Consider the following 15325-nt stretch of genomic DNA (forward strand, 5'->3'; position numbering starts at 1 on the left):
GAGAGCGGCCGAGCCGGCCGCACACCGTCCTCCCGAACCTCCCGCTGCCTCACCCTCACCCGTGAAGCGAAAGGCTCTGTTGTGAGTACCGAAGCGTATGTGTACGACGCGATCCGCACCCCGCGCGGCCGCGGCAAGGCCAACGGCGCCCTGCACGGCACCAAGCCCATCGACCTCGTCGTCGGCCTGATCCACGAGATCCGCTCCCGCTTCCCCGGCCTCGACCCCGCCGCGATCGACGACATCGTGCTCGGAGTCGTGGGCCCGGTCGGCGACCAGGGCTCGGACATCGCCCGGATCGCCGCCATCGCCGCGGGACTCCCCGACACCGTCGCGGGCGTCCAGGAGAACCGCTTCTGCGCCTCGGGCCTTGAGGCCGTCAACATGGCGGCGATGAAGGTCCGCTCCGGCTGGGAGGACCTGGTGCTCGCCGGAGGCGTGGAATCGATGTCCCGCGTGCCGATGGCGTCCGACGGCGGGGCCTGGTTCGCCGACCCGATGACCAACTTCGACACCCACTTCGTGCCGCAGGGCATCGGCGCCGACCTGATCGCCACCATCGAGGGCTTCTCCCGGCGGGACGTGGACGAGTACGCGGCGCTGTCCCAGGAGCGGGCGGCCGCCGCCTGGAAGGACGGCCGCTTCGGCCGCTCCGTCGTCCCCGTCAGGGACCGCAGCGGCCTCGTCGTCCTCGACCACGACGAGCACCTGCGCCCCGGCACCACCGCGGACTCGCTGGCCGCCCTCAAGCCGTCGTTCGCGGGCATCGGGGACATGGGCGGCTTCGACGCCGTCGCGCTCCAGACCTACCACTGGGTGGAGAGGATCGACCACGTCCACCACGCGGGCAACTCCTCGGGCATCGTCGACGGCGCCTCGCTCGTGGCCGTCGGCTCCGAGGAGGTCGGCCGGCGGTACGGTCTCACGCCCCGGGCGCGGATCGTCTCCGCGGCGGTCTCCGGATCCGAGCCGACCATCATGCTCACCGGGCCGGCGCCCGCCACCCGCAAGGCGCTCGCCCGGGCCGGACTGACGATCGACGACATCGACCTCGTCGAGATCAACGAGGCGTTCGCCGCCGTCGTCCTGCGCTTCGTCAAGGACATGGGACTCTCCCTCGACAAGGTCAACGTCAACGGCGGGGCCATCGCGCTCGGCCACCCGCTCGGCGCCACCGGGGCCATGATCCTCGGCACCCTCGTCGACGAACTGGAGCGCCGGGACAAGCGGTACGGCCTCGCCACCCTCTGCGTCGGCGGCGGCATGGGCATCGCCACGATCGTCGAACGCGTCTGACCCCTCGTCCCTCCCGCCCCTTCCCCCGTACGGAGAAGCAGCAATGACCGCAACGCCGACGAGCACCACCATCCGCTGGGAGCAGGACGAGACCGGCATCGTCACCCTCGTCCTGGACGACCCCGGCCAGTCCGCCAACACCATGAACCGGGCCTTCCGCGGCTCGATCGAGGCGATCGCCGACCGCGCCGAGGCGGAGCAGGACTCCATCCGCGGCATCGTCTTCACCTCCGCCAAGAAGACCTTCTTCGCGGGCGGCGACCTCAAGGACATGATCAGGGTCGGCCCCGAAGACGCCGGGGCGGCCTTCGAGATGGGCATGGGCATCAAGCGGGCGCTCCGCCGCATCGAGACCCTGGGCAAGCCCGTCGTCGCCGCCCTCAACGGCGCGGCGCTCGGCGGCGGTTACGAGATCGCCCTCGCCTGCCACCACCGCATCGCGCTCGACGCGCCCGGCTCCAGGATCGGTCTGCCCGAGGTCACCCTCGGACTGCTGCCCGCCGGCGGCGGTGTCACCCGCACCGTGCGCCTCATGGGCATCGCCGACGCGCTGCTGAAGGTGCTGCTGCAGGGCACCCAGTACTCCCCCCGGCGCGCCCTGGAGAACGGGCTCGTCCACGAAGTCGCCGCGACGCCCGAGGAGATGCTGGCCAAGGCGCGCGCCTTCATCGATGCGCACCCCGAGTCGCAGCAGCCCTGGGACGTCAAGGGCTACCGGATCCCCGGCGGCACGCCGTCGAACCCCAAGTTCGCCGCGAACCTGCCCGCCTTCCCGGCCAACCTCAAGAAGCAGCTGAACGGCGCCCCCTTCCCGGCGCCGCGCAACATCCTCGCCGCCGCCGTCGAGGGCTCCCAGGTGGACTTCGAGACGGCCCAGGTCATCGAGGCGCGGTACTTCACCGAGCTGCTCACCGGCCAGACCGCCAAGAACATGATCCAGGCCTTCTTCTTCGACCTCCAGGCGGTCAACTCCGGCGCCAACCGCCCCAAGGACGTCGAGCCCCGCGAGGTCCGCAGGGTCGCCGTCCTCGGTGCCGGGATGATGGGCGCGGGCATCGCGTACTCCTGCGCCCGGGCGGGCATCGAGGTGGTCCTCAAGGACGTCAGCGCCGACGCGGCCGAGCGGGGCAAGGCGTACTCGCGGCAGCTGCTGGACAAGGCGCTGAGCCGGGGCCGGACGACGGAGGCCAAGCGAGCCGAACTGCTCGCCCGGATCACACCGACGGCCGATCCCGCCGACCTCGCGGGCTGCGACGCGGTCGTCGAGGCGGTCTTCGAGGACCCGGCGCTCAAGCACAAGGTGTTCCAGGAGATCCAGCACGTCGTCGAGCCGGACGCGCTGCTGTGCTCCAACACCTCGACGCTGCCGATCACCGTGCTCGCCGAGGGAGTGGAGCGGCCCGCCGACTTCATCGGCCTGCACTTCTTCTCGCCGGTGGACAGGATGCCGCTGGTGGAGATCATCAAGGGGGAGCGCACCGGTGACGAGGCGCTCGCGCGAGCCTTCGACCTGGTCCGCCAGATCGGCAAGACCCCGATCGTGGTGAACGACTCCCGAGGCTTCTTCACCTCGCGGGTGATCGGGCAGTTCATCAACGAGGGCGTGGCGATGGTCGGCGAGGGCGTCGAGCCCGCGTCGGTGGAGCAGGCCGCGGCCCAGGCGGGGTACCCGGCGAAGGTCCTGTCGCTGATGGACGAACTCACCCTCACCCTCCCGCGCAGAATCCGGGGCGAGTCGCGGCGGGCCGTGGAGGAGTCGGGCGGCACCTGGACCCCGCACCCCGCCGACGAGGTCGTCGACCGGATGGTCGACGAGTTCGGGCGCACGGGCCGCAGCGGCGGCGCGGGCTTCTACGACTACGTGGACGGCCGGCGCTCCGGGCTCTGGCCGGGTCTGCGCGAGCACTTCGCCAAGCCCGGCGTGCATGTGCCGTTCGAGGACATGAAGGAGCGGATGCTCTTCGCCGAGGCGCTGGACGCCGTCCGGTGCCTGGAGGAGGGCGTGCTGACGTCGGTCGCCGACGCCAACATCGGCTCCATCATGGGCATCGGCTTCCCGGCGTGGACGGGCGGTGTCCTCCAGTACGTCAACGGGTACCGCGGCCGGGACGGCATCGGCGACGGCCTGCCCGGCTTCGTCGCGCGGGCGCGCCGGCTGGCGGAGGCGTACGGCGAGCGCTTCGAGCCCCCGGCGCTCCTGGTGGAGAAGGCCGAGCGGGGCGAGGTCTTCACCGACGAGTGACCCGGCGCCCCGGCCGGTCCGGACGCCCGACCCGGACCGGCCCGGGACATGACCGGCCCGGGACATGACAGGCCTGGGACATGACCGGTCCGGCGCATGAACTGGCCGGGGCATGAACTGGCCGGGGCGCCACCTGTACGGGCCCGCCACCGGCGCGGGCCGTACAGGTGGCTCCCGCAGGTGCGCCGTTCGGGTCGCTGCGGATGGGTCGCACCGTGCTGGTCGCCGCGGACGGGGCGCGGCCGCCGTCCGGGGCCCCCGTCCGGCGCCTCGGTCCGAGGCCTCCGGGCGGCGGGGCGCAGACGTCCCCCGGCGTGGGTCACCGGGTGGGGCGGCCGGGTTGCGGCACGCCGACGGAGTTCCGGCACCGGCACGTGTGCCGCCGGTGCGCCGTCGAGCCGAGGAGTTCCGGTTGCGGCCGGGAAGCTCCCGGCGCCCGGCCGAGCCGCGGCGTCCCCCGCGGGGACCCGTCCGCCGGCACTATCCGGGCCGGGCTCCCGGCGCTTCCCCACCGGTCCCGAACGCCGCACGCAGCTCCGTGCGCAGGGACCGCTGGAAGGCCGTGACCAGGGCCTGCACGACCATGGGCTGCATATGGGCCGAGAGGGACTTCATCGCGGCGACATGGTCCGCCCCGGACTCGCGCTCGCGGTAGGGGCCCCACACCTCGTCGCGGAACAGCCTGGTCAGCTCCTGGGCGGCCGAACGGGCGTGCTCCAGCAGGACGGTGCGGGAGGCGAGGATGGTCTCGTGTGCGATGGGGACGTCGAGCAGTTCGACGCCGAGCCGCAGCAGTCCGCCGTCGAGCCGGAACACGTCCGGTGTGGCCGTGCGGTCCAGTACGCCCATGGCGGCGAGCCGGTCGATGTCCCGGTCCGACAGGGGCCGCCCGGCCCGGCGCTCCAGCTCCCGCAGACCGGTCTCCTCCGCCGACTCGGGCGCCCAGGAGGCCACCAGCGCCCGATGGATCGCCAGGTCCTGCGCGCTCAGCCCGGGGGGCAGCTGTTCCAGATAGCGTTCGATGGCCGCGAGCGTCATGCCCTGGTGCTGGAGTTCCTCGATCAGGGCCAGCCGGGAGAGGTGCTCCGCGCCGTAGCGGCCGACGCGGCGCGGGCCGATCTGCGGGGGCGGCAGCAGACCGCGGGTGCTGTAGAACCGGATGGTGCGGACCGTGACGCCCGCGCGGGCGGCGAGTTCGTCGACGGTCAGTGTCGGCCCCTCGGTCTCGGTCGCCATCGTCCTCCTTGCTCCATGTGTGCACCCCTCCGGTGGAACAGTATTGCTGTCTCACCGGGGTTGTGAAACCCGGGGAGCGGCCGGGCCGCCGCTTCGGGGGTCTGCACACCCGGGGCGCCCGCGTACGGGGCCTGCACACCTGGGGGCATTCCCGGAGGAAACGGGTGAACCGGGTTAACCGGGTGAGCCGGGCGGGTGCTGTCGCGCCGGAGGTACGGGCGCCGAGCCGGGGGCGTCTGCTCGCGGCGCCCCGGGCTGCCGGGCGAGGGCTCCGCGGTGGGGGTGGCGGTGGCGGTGGGGCGAGGGCTCCGCGGTGGGGTGGCGGTGGCGGTGGGGCGAGGGCTCTGCGGTGGGGGTGGCGGTCGCGGAGTCGTCCCGCCACGAGCGGGGCCGGCCGCTGACGGCGGACGGCCCCGGAGCGCGGCCCGCGCGCGGCCGGTCGCGCGGTTGACGCTAGAGTGCGGTGCCTGTTCGAGCGGCACACGGGGGACGGGGAGAGCATGAGCGCGCAACTGAGGGAGACTGCCGTGGAGTTGGCGGATGTCCTGTGGCGTGAACACACCGTGTACCGGGACCGCGCGGGAGGCGTCGTCATCCGCGGTGAGCATGTACGGCGCTGGATCAGCCTCGCACCGAGCGGCGGTCGGGACGAACTCCTGCTGCGTGCCGGCCGCATACTCGACGGCGGTACGACGGCCCCCGCGCGCTCGGAGGCGGTGGTGAGCGGCGGGGCGGCCACGGCCGAACTGGCCGCGGTCTGCCGCCGGCTGCTCGCCGAGGCCGCTGCGGACCCCCTGCCGTGCACGGTGCCCTCCGCCGGCGCTCCCTCCGCCCGGCCCGGTCGCTTCTCGCTGCGTTCCGGAGGCGCCGGCCCGCGCACGGCCCGCACGGCCCGCACGGCCCGCCCGGCCCGGCCCGCGCGCGGCGGTCGTCCCGCACGGGCCTCGCGTTCCGGTCGACACACCGGCCTCGGCTCCTGGGCGGTCATCGTCTGCGTGGCCGCGACCGTCGCGCTGTACGCCTGGAGCGCCGCCGCCTGGTACCGGTAGACCCGGGACCGGTGAAGTGGTACCCGGTCCGGCGGGTGGGGGCGAGGGACGCGGTCGACCGGCAGGCCGTCCCTGTTGAGCCGTAATCGTTGAGCCGTTCCCGCCTGCCCGGGCTCCCGTACCCCGGCCTCCCGTACCCCGGTCCAACGGTCCACGGGTCCGGCGGTCCACGGGCTCGCCGGCCTGCGGCCCCGTGGGCAGCGGTCAGGGGGCCGTGGTCAGGGGGCGAAGTGGTGGTCGAGAGGGGCGTGCGGATCCCGGCCGGCCGTGCCCGCGTGGTCGATGTGCACGGTCGCGCCCGCCAGCCGGGGCACCGCGTGGAGCAGGGCGTGCTCGGCGGCGACCGCCACGGCGTGCGCCTCCACGACGGTGAGGCCGGGGTCGACCTCGACCGAGGTCTCGGCGCGCAGTGTGTGCCCCAGCCACCGCAGCCGCACGGAACCCACCCTCCGCACTCCCTCGGCACGGGAGAGTGCCTGCTCGGCCGCGTCCACCAGGGCCGGATCAACGGCGTCCATCAGCCGGTGCCAGATCTCGCGCGCCGCGCCGCGCAGCACGAGGAGGATCAACCCGGTGATGACGAGGCCGATGAGCGGGTCCGCGTACCGCCACCCCAGTGCCGCGCCGCCGGCGCCGAGCAGCACGGCGAGGGAGGTGAACCCGTCGGTGCGGGCGTGCAGTCCGTCCGCCACCAGCGCGGCGGACCCGATGCGGCGCCCCGTGCGGATCCGGGCCCTGGCCACCCACTCGTTGCCCGCGAACCCCACGAGTCCGGCCGCGGCCACCGCCGGGATGTGGGTGATGTCCTGCGGGTCCAGCAGCCGCCGGACCGCCTCGTACCCGGCGAAGGCGGCGGAGGCGGCGATCACCAGGACGACGAAGACCCCGGCGAGGTCCTCGGCGCGGCCGAAGCCGTAGGTGTAGCGGCGGGTCGCGGCCCGGCGGCCCAGCACGAACGCCAGGGCGAGCGGCAGCGCGGTGAGCGCGTCGGTGGCGTTGTGGACCGTGTCGCCGAGCAGCGCCACCGACCCCGACAGGGCCGCGATGACCGCCTGCACGGCGGTCGTCGCGGCCAGGACGGCGAAGGAGAACCAGAGCGTCCGCAGCCCCTCGGCCGAGCCTTCGAGCGCGGTGTCCATGCGTTCGCCATGGTGGTGATGGTGATGGCGGTGGTGCCCGCGCACGGAAACCCGGCCGGCCCCACCTCCTTGCGCCTGGCCCCCGGAGCGCTCCTCCGAGTGCCCCTGTCCGTGCCCGTGGCCGTGGCCGTGCCCGTGGCCGTGGTCGTGGTCGTGGCCGTGGTCGTGGCCGTGGTCGTGGTCGTGGCCGTGGTCGTGGCCGTGGCCCCGCCCCTGCCCATGCTCGTGTCCATGGCTCGTCATGGACACCACCATGGCAGCCGGACAGGGTTGCAGCCACTGTCGAGAAGCGGCCCCTGACCAGCTGCGAAGGCCTCGCGACTGCCTCCTCCCGGCTACTGCCCGAAGGCGGCGACCGGGTAGTGGTCCGAGAGATTGGTGTAGGTGTAGTCGGTGCCCCAACTGGTCACCGTCCAGGGCTCGCTCTGTTCCTTGACCACGTCGTTCCGCCAGCCGGCCGGGCGGGCGTGCCCCGCGCGGTGCAGGACGTGGTCGAGGTCCTCGCGCGGCTCGCCCGGATAGCGGTCGGCCGCGATCGAGTTGTCCCGGGTGTCGAACGAGTACGTGTGACCCGTCCGGCCGTCCGCGTCGGTGAGCCCGCCGTCGGCGAGCATGGTCGCGTACTCCGCGGTGTGTGTATCGACGTTGAAGTCGCCCGCCACCAGTACCTGTTCGGAAGCCGGGATCCTCTTGGCGTCGAGGAACGCGTCGAGCGCCCTGAACTGGCGGCTGCGCATCCGCGCCGCCTCGCCCGCCGCGCAGCCCGGGTCGGTCGACTGGGCATGGGTTCCCACCACGTGCACCCGGCTGCCGTTCACGTCCAGGACGGTGTACACGAAGCCCTTGTTGGACCACCAGTCGGCACCGCAGGCGTCCTTGTAGACGTACTGCTCCTTGCGCACGATGGGCCACTTGCTGAGGACGGTGACCCCGCCGTCCTCCGGCACCACCGCCGAGTAGGCGCCGCCCGTCGCGTCCCAGCCGCTCTTGCTGCGGCCCATCACCGGGGTCTGATGGGGGTACTGGGCACGGGCGTTGCGTTGCAGTGCCTCGGAGGAGGAGTTGTCGAACGCCTCCTGGAGCACGACGACGTCGTTGCCCTGGAAGTACGGGGCCCTCGGGATCTCGGCGGCCCGGTGGTCCTGGCCCCAGTTGGGGTACAGGGTCTTGCTGAACAGGAAGACGTTGTACGTCAGGACCTTCAGCGAGGGCGTCGCCGCGCCGGCCTGCCCGGGGGCGGCGGATGCCGGTGGCGCGGCAAGCGCCAGGGTCGTGGCGGCGAGCGCGGTGGAGAGGACTGCTCCGGACGCGCGGCGGAGCGCGGAGTGCGGCACTTTGACTCCCGTTTCTGGTGGGGGGTGGTTCGGCGCGCACATCAAAGCAGCGGTGGTTACCTGGGGGTAACCGTCAGGTGCGGGGTTTCTTGCCGGAGTTCCGCGCTCTATGGAACGTGTACGGATATGTCCCCCTGTCCGGGAGGTGTGGAGGCGCTTTCCGGTGGTTCGCCCACCCCTACCGCCTGCTTCCAGCCCCCTCCCGCTTCCAGCCCGCTCCCGCTTCCAGCCCGCTCCCGCTTCCGCTCGGCCCGCTTCCGCCCCGGTCCGCCTCCTTCCCCCACCAGCTCCCGCCCACCGGCTCGAGATCGCATACTGGAACGTGGGACCGGGCGCTCCGCGCCCATCAGCCACCGGGAGCACACCCATGACCAGGCCGCAGGAGCCGCTGACGCGGAGGTCGCACGGGAGGGCCGGGCCGGGCCCCCTGCCCCCGCCGCCCGGCGGCGTCCTGTGGACCCTCGTCGGCGACGTCCGCGGGCTGCTGATGCTCCCCGCCGCGCTGACCCTGCAGGTCGCGCATCCCGCCGTCGGCGCCGGCGTCGACGAGCACTCGGTCTTCCGCGTCGACCCCTGGGGGCGCGGCGAGCGCTCACTGCGCTCGCTCCAACTGTGGGTGTACGGCGGGGAAGCCGCGGCCGAGGAGGGCCGCCGGCTGCGGCGGCTGCACCGGGGAATCAAGGGCACCGACGGCCGGGGCCGCAGCTACCATGCGCTCACCCCCGAGTACTACGCGTGGGTCCATGCCACCGGCTTCCCCGTCTACCGCCACGCGCTTCGCTATCTGTACCGGCCGTTCACCGAGGACGAGGAGCGCCGGCTCTACCAGGAGTGGCTGATGGTCGGCCGGGTGCTCGGCATCAGGGACCGGGACATGCCGGGGACCGTCGAGGAGTTCTGGCCGTACTACCGACGGGTCCTGGCCGGCGAACTGGAGGCGAACGCGGTCGTGCGGGACCTCGTAGCCACCGACCGCCGGCTGCCGCCACCCGTCTTCGGGCCCCCGCCGCTGCGGCTGCTGCTGCGCCTGTGCTGGCCGCTGGTGCTGCCCGGGTTCCTCCGGCTGAGGCGATTTCTCACCATCGGGCTGATGCCGCCGGACGCCCGAGCGGCGATCGGACTGCCCTGGACCGGCGAGCAGGAGCGGCGGCTGCGCCGCTTCGGCCGGGTGGTCCGGACCGTGGTGCCCCTGCTTCCGGAGCGGATGCGCTATCTGCCGCAGGCCAGGGAGGCCCGCCGCCGGGCCCGGGCCGGGGGACTGCTGCCGCCGGGCGGGCGGTCCGCCGGTCCGCCCGCCCGGCGGGCCGGGTGATGCCGGGAGCGCACCCGGCGGGGCCGGGGGACTGCTGTCGGCCGCCGTCCGGTGGCGCCGGGTGATGCCGGTGCGCGCCATGAGGCGTCCGGAGACGTTCGGTGGCCTCCGGTGGCCTCCGGAGACGTCCGGACCGGGTCGCGCACCCGGGGGTCCCGGGCGTGATTCACGCCGAGGCGCGCCGTACCAGTGTGGTGGGCGTGATCACCGAGGCCGGGGGAGCGGCATCCGTGTCGCCCCCGTACAGCAGCTCCATCAGCAGCCGTACCATCAGCCTGCCGTTCCCCTCGATGTCCTGACGGACCGTCGTCAGCGGCGGATCGGTGGCCTCGGCGACCGGCGCCATGTCGTCGAAGCCGACCAGCGCGACATCGTGCGGCACCCGCAGCCCGCGCTCGCGCAGCAGCCTCAGTGCCCCCGCGGCCATCAGGTCGTTCGAGGCGAACACCGCGTCCGGCGCGGCGGTTTCCCCGTCGAGCAGCCCCGCCATCGCCAGCTCCCCGCCGCGCGCGGTGAAGTCGCCCTGGACGGTCAGTGCCGGCTCGGCGTCCGGTAGCACGTCCCGGTAGCCGTGGAGCCGGTCCAGGGCCGACGTCTGGTCCCGGGGCCCCGCGATATGGGCGATCCGGTCGCGGCCGAGCCCCACGAGATGGCGCACCGCGGTCCGGGCCCCGCCCCGGTTGTCGCAGTCGACGTAGGGTACGGCATGCTCGGAGCCCGCGCCGGGCCCGCCGGGGCGGCCGCCGAACACCGCGGGTACTCCCGACGCCAGCACCACCGAGGGGAGTTCGTCGCTCTCGTGGAGGGAGAAGGCGAGTGCGCCGTCGACGTGCCCGCCGCCGAGATAGCGGGCTATCCGATCGTGGTCGTCGGGGCCCTCGGCCCACAGCAGTACCAGTTGCGAGTCGTGGACGACCAACTCCCGGCTGATGCCGCGCACCTGGCGTTCGAAGAACGGGTCGGAGAAGACCCGGAACTCCGGCTCCGCGATGATCACGGCGACCGCACCGCTGCGCCGGGTGACCAGGCTGCGGGCCGCCTGGTTGGGTATGTAGCCGAGTTCCACGACCGCCTTCCGCACCCGCTCGGCCAGCGGCGCACGCACCCCCGCCCCGCCGTTGACGACGCGGGACACCGTCGCCCGGGAGACCCCGGCCCGCGCGGCGACGGCCTCCAGGGTGGGCCGGGGCCCACTGCTCCGATCGGGCACGGGACGCTCCTCACCGGCGGTGTCCGTACGGGCGGCACGGGTCGTCAGGGGGCCAGGGTATCCGCAGGCGCCGCCGCGCGCGGGCACGGGCGGCAGCGCCTGCGGATACCGCCGGTCGGCGATCCGGGCTGAGGTCCGGTCAGCGATCCGGGCTGAGGTCCTGGCTGAGGTTTTGGACCTGGTCCCGGTGGCGGCCGTTGTCGCGGCCCTGAGCGCGGCCCTGAGCGCGGCCCTGAGCGCGGCCCTGAGAGAGGAGGCCCGGAGCGAGGCCTGGAGCGCGATCCTGAGTGCGGCCGTGACCGCGACCGCGAGCGTGGTCGCGGCCGTGGTCGTGCACCGTGTCGGTGGCGGCGATCCTGCGGTACGACCTCGGCTCGGCCGGCCGCGCCCAGGACCGTGCGCCGCGGAGTGCAGGCGCGGCTCCGGCCGCCGCTCCCGGTGACAGGGCCGGCTTCGACGGCTGGTACAGCCAGGTGTCGAACAGGGCCGCGAGCTGCCGGCCGGAGATCCTCTCGGCGTACGCCACGAAGTCGCCGACGCTCGCGTTGCCGTCCGCGTACTCGGCCGGCCAGCCCCTGAGCACCGTGAAGAAGTCCTCGTCACCGATCTTGTTGCGCAGCACCTGAAGGGCGAGAGCGCCGCGGTCGTACACGGCGAGGTCGAACTGCCTGTCCGGTCCGGGGTCGCCCGGTTTCACCGTCCAGAACGGATCGTCCGCCGGACGCAGGGCGTAGACGTGGTCGGCCAGTTCCTGTGCCGTGCCCTCGCCCTCCTTCTCCGACCAGAGCCACTGGCTGTAGCGGGCGAAGCCCTCGTTGATCCAGATGTCCCTCCATCCCTTCACCGAGACGCTGTCCCCGTACCACTGGTGGGCCATCTCGTGGACGACCACCGAGACGTTTGCGCCGGCCGCGAACTGCCGGGGGCTGTAGAAGGGCCGGGTCTGCGTCTCCAGGGCGTACCCGCTGGGCACGTTCGGGACATAGCCGCCGAGCGCGTTGAACGGGTACGGGCCGAAGACGCCCTCCAGCCACTCCACGACCTCGGCGGTCCGCTCGACGCTGGCCCGTGCCGCGCCCGCGTTGTCCCCGAGGTCCCTGCTGTAGGCGTTGAGTACCGGCAGGCCGTTCGCGGTCGTGTCCGTGGTGATGTCGAACCTCCCGACCGCCAGCGTGGCGAGATACGTGGCCTGCGGTCTGTCGGACCGCCAGTTCCAGCGGGTCCAGCCGAGCCGTGACGACCGTGACCGCAGCACGCCGTTGCTGATGGCCTGGGTTCCGTCCGGGACCGCGACGGAGATGTCGAAGGTGGCCTTGTCGAGCGGGTGGTCGTTGGACGGGAACCACCACACGGCCGAGGCCGGCTCCTGCGCGGCGACACCGCCGTCCGGGGTGCGGTGCCAGGCGGTCCACCCGCCGATCTTCAGCTCGGAGGGCTTTCCCGCGTACCGGACGACCACCGGGACCGTGCGGTTCTTCCGCAGCGGGGTGACGGGCGTGACCTCCAGCTCGTGGTCACCGCTGCGGGTGAACGCGGCCTCCCGGCCGTTCACCCGCACCTCACTGACCGTCAGGCCGAAGTCCAGGTTGAACCGGGTCAGGTCCTCCAGGGCGGTCGCGATGATCGTCGCCGTACCCTCCAGGAGATCCGTCGCGGGCCGGTACCTCAGCCGCAGGTCGTAGTGCGAGACGTCGTAGCCGCCGTTTCCGCTGGCCGGGTAGTAGGGGTCGCCGATGCCCGGGGCCCCGGGCGCGGCGCCGTCGCCAGGGGACCTTCCCGGGCCTCCCGCGGCTGCGGACGCCGGGACCAGCAGCAGCAGCGATGCGGAAAGCGCCCCGGTGACGAGGAGTCGGCGGTGCGTGGACGCTCCCGGCGCCTGGGGCGGACGGACCCGCCGGAACCCGTTCACCCGCCCGACGCTCCCTCATGCCCACGGCGCCCGCCGTGCCGCGATCGCCGACGGGTCGGCATACCGGGTGTCTCCATGTGTCGCTCCTGTCCTCGTACGGTTCGCTGTCTCCCCCTGCCGCGCGGCAGTCGACGGGAGTACCGTCCGCTCCCACGCCGATACGTGCACATCGCACGGGGCGCGGCGGCGTTCCCCCGCCGCGCCGGCCGCAGCCTCCCCGGCGTCGGCACCGTCGGCACCGTCGGCCGCGTCCGACCCGGGAAGCGCCGGCGCGACATGGCCGGAAAGTACCCGCCGTCACGGACCCCGCCCCGTATTGCTCCTGCTGCGGGCGCGGCACCGCGAGCCCTGAGTGGTACGGCGGTGCCGGCGGCGATCCCCCGGCATCCGACGGGACCGTCCGGGACCCGCCCTGCGGCCGCCGGCCCACGGCCGCCCGGTGCACCGGGGCCGCGGAGGAACCCGCCCTGCGCGGTGTCATCCCCCGGCCCGAAGGCCGGACGGTCCGGTCGCGCCGTGCGGCGGTCACCGAGGGCACCCGGAGCCCCTGCTGCCCGACGAACGTGCCGCGTACCGCCTCACGACCGGGAGTCCGATCACCCGCTGCCGATTCCGTATGAATCTCGCCTCACGTGGTAGGAGGGCCCTCAGGAGAGCGAACCCCGGCTCCGTTCACCCGCGAAAGGGACCCTCAGTGCCGCACGACGACCCATCTGACGCACAACGGCCGGCGGACCCGGCGAGTCCTCGGGTGACGGACATCCCCGGGCCGCCGGAGCCGACGAGGCGCGGGACGGCCACGGACCGGGTGGTCTTCGGGGTCACCGCCGTCCTCACGGTCGCGTTCGTGCTCTGGGGAGCCGTCGCCACGGACACCCTCGGGCGGGTGTCCGGCGCCATGCTCGCGGGACTCATCCACAACGGCGGCTGGGCGTTCGTCCTGGCCGCATCCGGTTTCGTGATCTTCGCGCTCTGGCTCGCCATGAGCCGCTACGGGCGGATCCCGCTCGGACGGGAGGACGAGGGCCCCGAGTTCCGCACCGTCTCCTGGATCGCGATGATGTTCAGCGCGGGTATGGGCATCGGCCTGATGTTCTACGGAGTCAGCGAGCCCCTCGCGCACTTCACCGACCCGCCGCCGGGCACCGATCCCGCGGACGCGGCGCAGGCCATGGAGACGGCGATGGCCACGACCCTGTTCCACTGGACACTGCACCCGTGGGCCATCTACGCCGTCGTCGGGCTCGCCATCGCCTACAGCACCTTCCGGCGCCGCCGCCGCCAGACGGTGAGCGCGGTCTTCGAGCCGCTGATCGGCAGGAAGCACGCCCGAGGCTGGGGCGGCCGGCTCATCGACATCCTCGCCATCTTCGCCACACTGTTCGGCTCGGCCGCCTCCCTCGGACTCGGCGCCCTCCAGATCGGCAGCGGAGTCAGCGAACTGGGCTGGATGACCAGGGTGAGCACGGCGCTGCTCGTCGTCATCATCGCCGTGCTGACGCTCGCCTTCATCCTCTCCGCCGTGTCCGGCATCGAGAAGGGCATCCAGTGGCTGTCCAACACCAACATGGTGCTGGCCCTGCTGCTCGCCGTGTTCCTCTTCGTCGCCGGGCCGACCATCATCGTGCTCGACCTGCTGCCCACCTCGATCGCCGCCTACTTCGGCGAACTGCCGCAGCTGATCGGCCGCACCGAGGCGTCCAGCGGCGCCGGGGTCGCCGACTGGCTCGGCAGCTGGACGGTCTTCTACTGGGCCTGGTGGATCTCGTGGACGCCTTTCGTGGGCATGTTCATCGCCCGCATCAGCCGGGGCCGGACCATCCGCCAGTTCGTAGGCGGTGTGATCCTGGTGCCCAGCACCGTCAGCCTCTGCTGGTTCGCGATCTTCGGTGGTACGGCGATGACGCTCCAGGAGCGCGGCCGCCTCGGCGGCGAGACCACGCCCGAGGGCCAGTTGTTCGCCGTGCTGCAGCAGTACCCGGCGGCCACGGTGACGAGCCTGCTCGTGATGGTCCTCGTCGCCATCTTCTTCGTCTCCGGCGCCGACGCGGCGTCCCTGGTGATGGGGACGCTCTCGCAGAAGGGCGCCCTCGAACCAAGCCGCTTCGTCGTGGTGTTCTGGGGCAGCGTCACCGGCGCCGTGGCGGCCGTGATGCTGCTGATCGGCGGCGGGAAGGGGGACGCCCTAGCGGGACTCCAGAACCTCACCATCCTCGTCGCGGCGCCGTTCCTGGTGGTGATGACCGCGATGTGCTTCGCGCTGATGCGCGATCTGCGCCATGACCCGATCATCCTGCGCGGCCGGCGCGGGGAGGAGGCCGTCGACCTCGCGGTCATCGCGGGACACGAGAGGTACGACGGCGACTTCGAACTCCGCATCGGGCCGACGCCGCCGGAGAAGTGACCCGCGGCCCTCGGGGACGGCCCCGCCCGGCCGGAGCGCTCTCCGCGCGCCGCTCGGGGCTTTCGGCGCGGCCTGCCCGCCGTCCGGGGCTTTCGGTATGGTCCGGTCGCCGTCCGGGGCTTTCGGCGCGGCCTGCCCGCCGTCCGGAGCCTTCGGCGTGGTCCGGTCGCCGTCCGGGTCGGAGCCACCTTCCG

General features: G+C 73.3%; 11 protein-coding genes. 6 read left to right on the forward strand and 5 right to left on the reverse strand.

Annotation, left to right across the window (positions count from 1 at the left end; translation table 11 throughout):
• Window positions 1–81: 81 nt before the first annotated feature.
• Window positions 82–1296: an acetyl-CoA C-acetyltransferase gene (locus DDQ41_RS28370; RefSeq protein WP_109297017.1), complete on the forward strand. Its 1215-nt coding sequence runs from the start codon at window positions 82–84 to the stop codon at window positions 1294–1296.
• A 43-nt stretch (window positions 1297–1339) separates the two neighbouring features.
• Window positions 1340–3538: a 3-hydroxyacyl-CoA dehydrogenase NAD-binding domain-containing protein gene (locus tag DDQ41_RS28375; RefSeq protein WP_109297018.1), complete on the forward strand. Its 2199-nt coding sequence runs from the start codon at window positions 1340–1342 to the stop codon at window positions 3536–3538.
• A 480-nt stretch (window positions 3539–4018) separates the two neighbouring features.
• Here DDQ41_RS28375 and DDQ41_RS28380 read toward each other — a convergent pair whose 3' ends face one another.
• Entirely contained in the window at window positions 4019–4774 is a 756-nt protein-coding gene (locus tag DDQ41_RS28380; RefSeq protein ID WP_109297019.1) for a MerR family transcriptional regulator, read from the reverse strand.
• Between the two features lie 500 nt (window positions 4775–5274).
• Between DDQ41_RS28380 and DDQ41_RS28385 the strand changes: the two genes are divergently transcribed.
• A complete protein-coding gene (locus DDQ41_RS28385) occupies window positions 5275–5823 on the forward strand; it encodes a hypothetical protein (protein ID WP_109297020.1) in 549 nt (182 codons plus the stop codon).
• Window positions 5824–6041: 218 nt separating this feature from the next.
• Here DDQ41_RS28385 and DDQ41_RS28390 read toward each other — a convergent pair whose 3' ends face one another.
• Window positions 6042–7007, reverse strand: coding sequence for a cation diffusion facilitator family transporter (locus tag DDQ41_RS28390; protein ID WP_394342197.1), 966 nt, complete (start codon window positions 7005–7007; stop codon window positions 6042–6044).
• On the opposite strand from DDQ41_RS28390, the gene DDQ41_RS33155 reads away from it, so the two are divergent.
• Window positions 6972–7262, forward strand: coding sequence for a hypothetical protein (locus DDQ41_RS33155; protein WP_394342201.1), 291 nt, complete (start codon window positions 6972–6974; stop codon window positions 7260–7262). The two genes, DDQ41_RS28390 and DDQ41_RS33155, sit on opposite strands and share 36 nt — an antisense overlap.
• Window positions 7263–7297: 35 nt before the next feature.
• On the opposite strand, the gene sph is transcribed toward DDQ41_RS33155, so the two are convergent.
• Window positions 7298–8296, reverse strand: coding sequence for a sphingomyelin phosphodiesterase (sph, locus tag DDQ41_RS28395; RefSeq protein WP_109297022.1), 999 nt, complete (start codon window positions 8294–8296; stop codon window positions 7298–7300).
• A gap of 367 nt (window positions 8297–8663) precedes the next feature.
• Between sph and DDQ41_RS28400 the strand changes: the two genes are divergently transcribed.
• Entirely contained in the window at window positions 8664–9608 is a 945-nt protein-coding gene (locus DDQ41_RS28400) for an oxygenase MpaB family protein (protein WP_174720333.1), read from the forward strand.
• A 166-nt stretch (window positions 9609–9774) separates the two neighbouring features.
• On the opposite strand, the gene DDQ41_RS28405 is transcribed toward DDQ41_RS28400, so the two are convergent.
• Both DDQ41_RS28405 and DDQ41_RS28410 read right to left on the reverse strand, forming a co-directional pair.
• Window positions 9775–10818, reverse strand: coding sequence for a LacI family DNA-binding transcriptional regulator (locus tag DDQ41_RS28405; RefSeq protein ID WP_109297023.1), 1044 nt, complete (start codon window positions 10816–10818; stop codon window positions 9775–9777).
• Between the two features lie 139 nt (window positions 10819–10957).
• On the reverse strand, window positions 10958–12727 hold the full coding sequence (locus DDQ41_RS28410; RefSeq protein WP_109297024.1) for a M1 family metallopeptidase: 1770 nt from the start codon (window positions 12725–12727) through the stop codon (window positions 10958–10960).
• A gap of 751 nt (window positions 12728–13478) precedes the next feature.
• Here DDQ41_RS28410 and DDQ41_RS28415 point away from each other — a divergent pair.
• Window positions 13479–15131 (forward strand): BCCT family transporter, encoded by a 1653-nt coding sequence (locus DDQ41_RS28415; protein WP_109297025.1) that lies wholly within the window; start codon window positions 13479–13481, stop codon window positions 15129–15131.
• Window positions 15132–15325 lie beyond the last annotated feature (194 nt).

Source organism: Streptomyces spongiicola (assembly GCF_003122365.1).
Taxonomy (GTDB): domain Bacteria; phylum Actinomycetota; class Actinomycetes; order Streptomycetales; family Streptomycetaceae; genus Streptomyces; species Streptomyces spongiicola.

Coding starts and splice junctions, on each gene's coding strand:
- DDQ41_RS28375 (WP_109297018.1), top strand. CDS start 1,340: ATGACCGCAACGCCGACGAGCACCACCATCCGCTGGGAGCAGGACGAG.
- DDQ41_RS28380 (WP_109297019.1), bottom strand. CDS start 4,774: ATGGCGACCGAGACCGAGGGGCCGACACTGACCGTCGACGAACTCGCC.
- DDQ41_RS28385 (WP_109297020.1), top strand. CDS start 5,275: ATGAGCGCGCAACTGAGGGAGACTGCCGTGGAGTTGGCGGATGTCCTG.
- DDQ41_RS33155 (WP_394342201.1), top strand. CDS start 6,972: ATGGTGGTGATGGTGATGGCGGTGGTGCCCGCGCACGGAAACCCGGCC.
- DDQ41_RS28400 (WP_174720333.1), top strand. CDS start 8,664: ATGACCAGGCCGCAGGAGCCGCTGACGCGGAGGTCGCACGGGAGGGCC.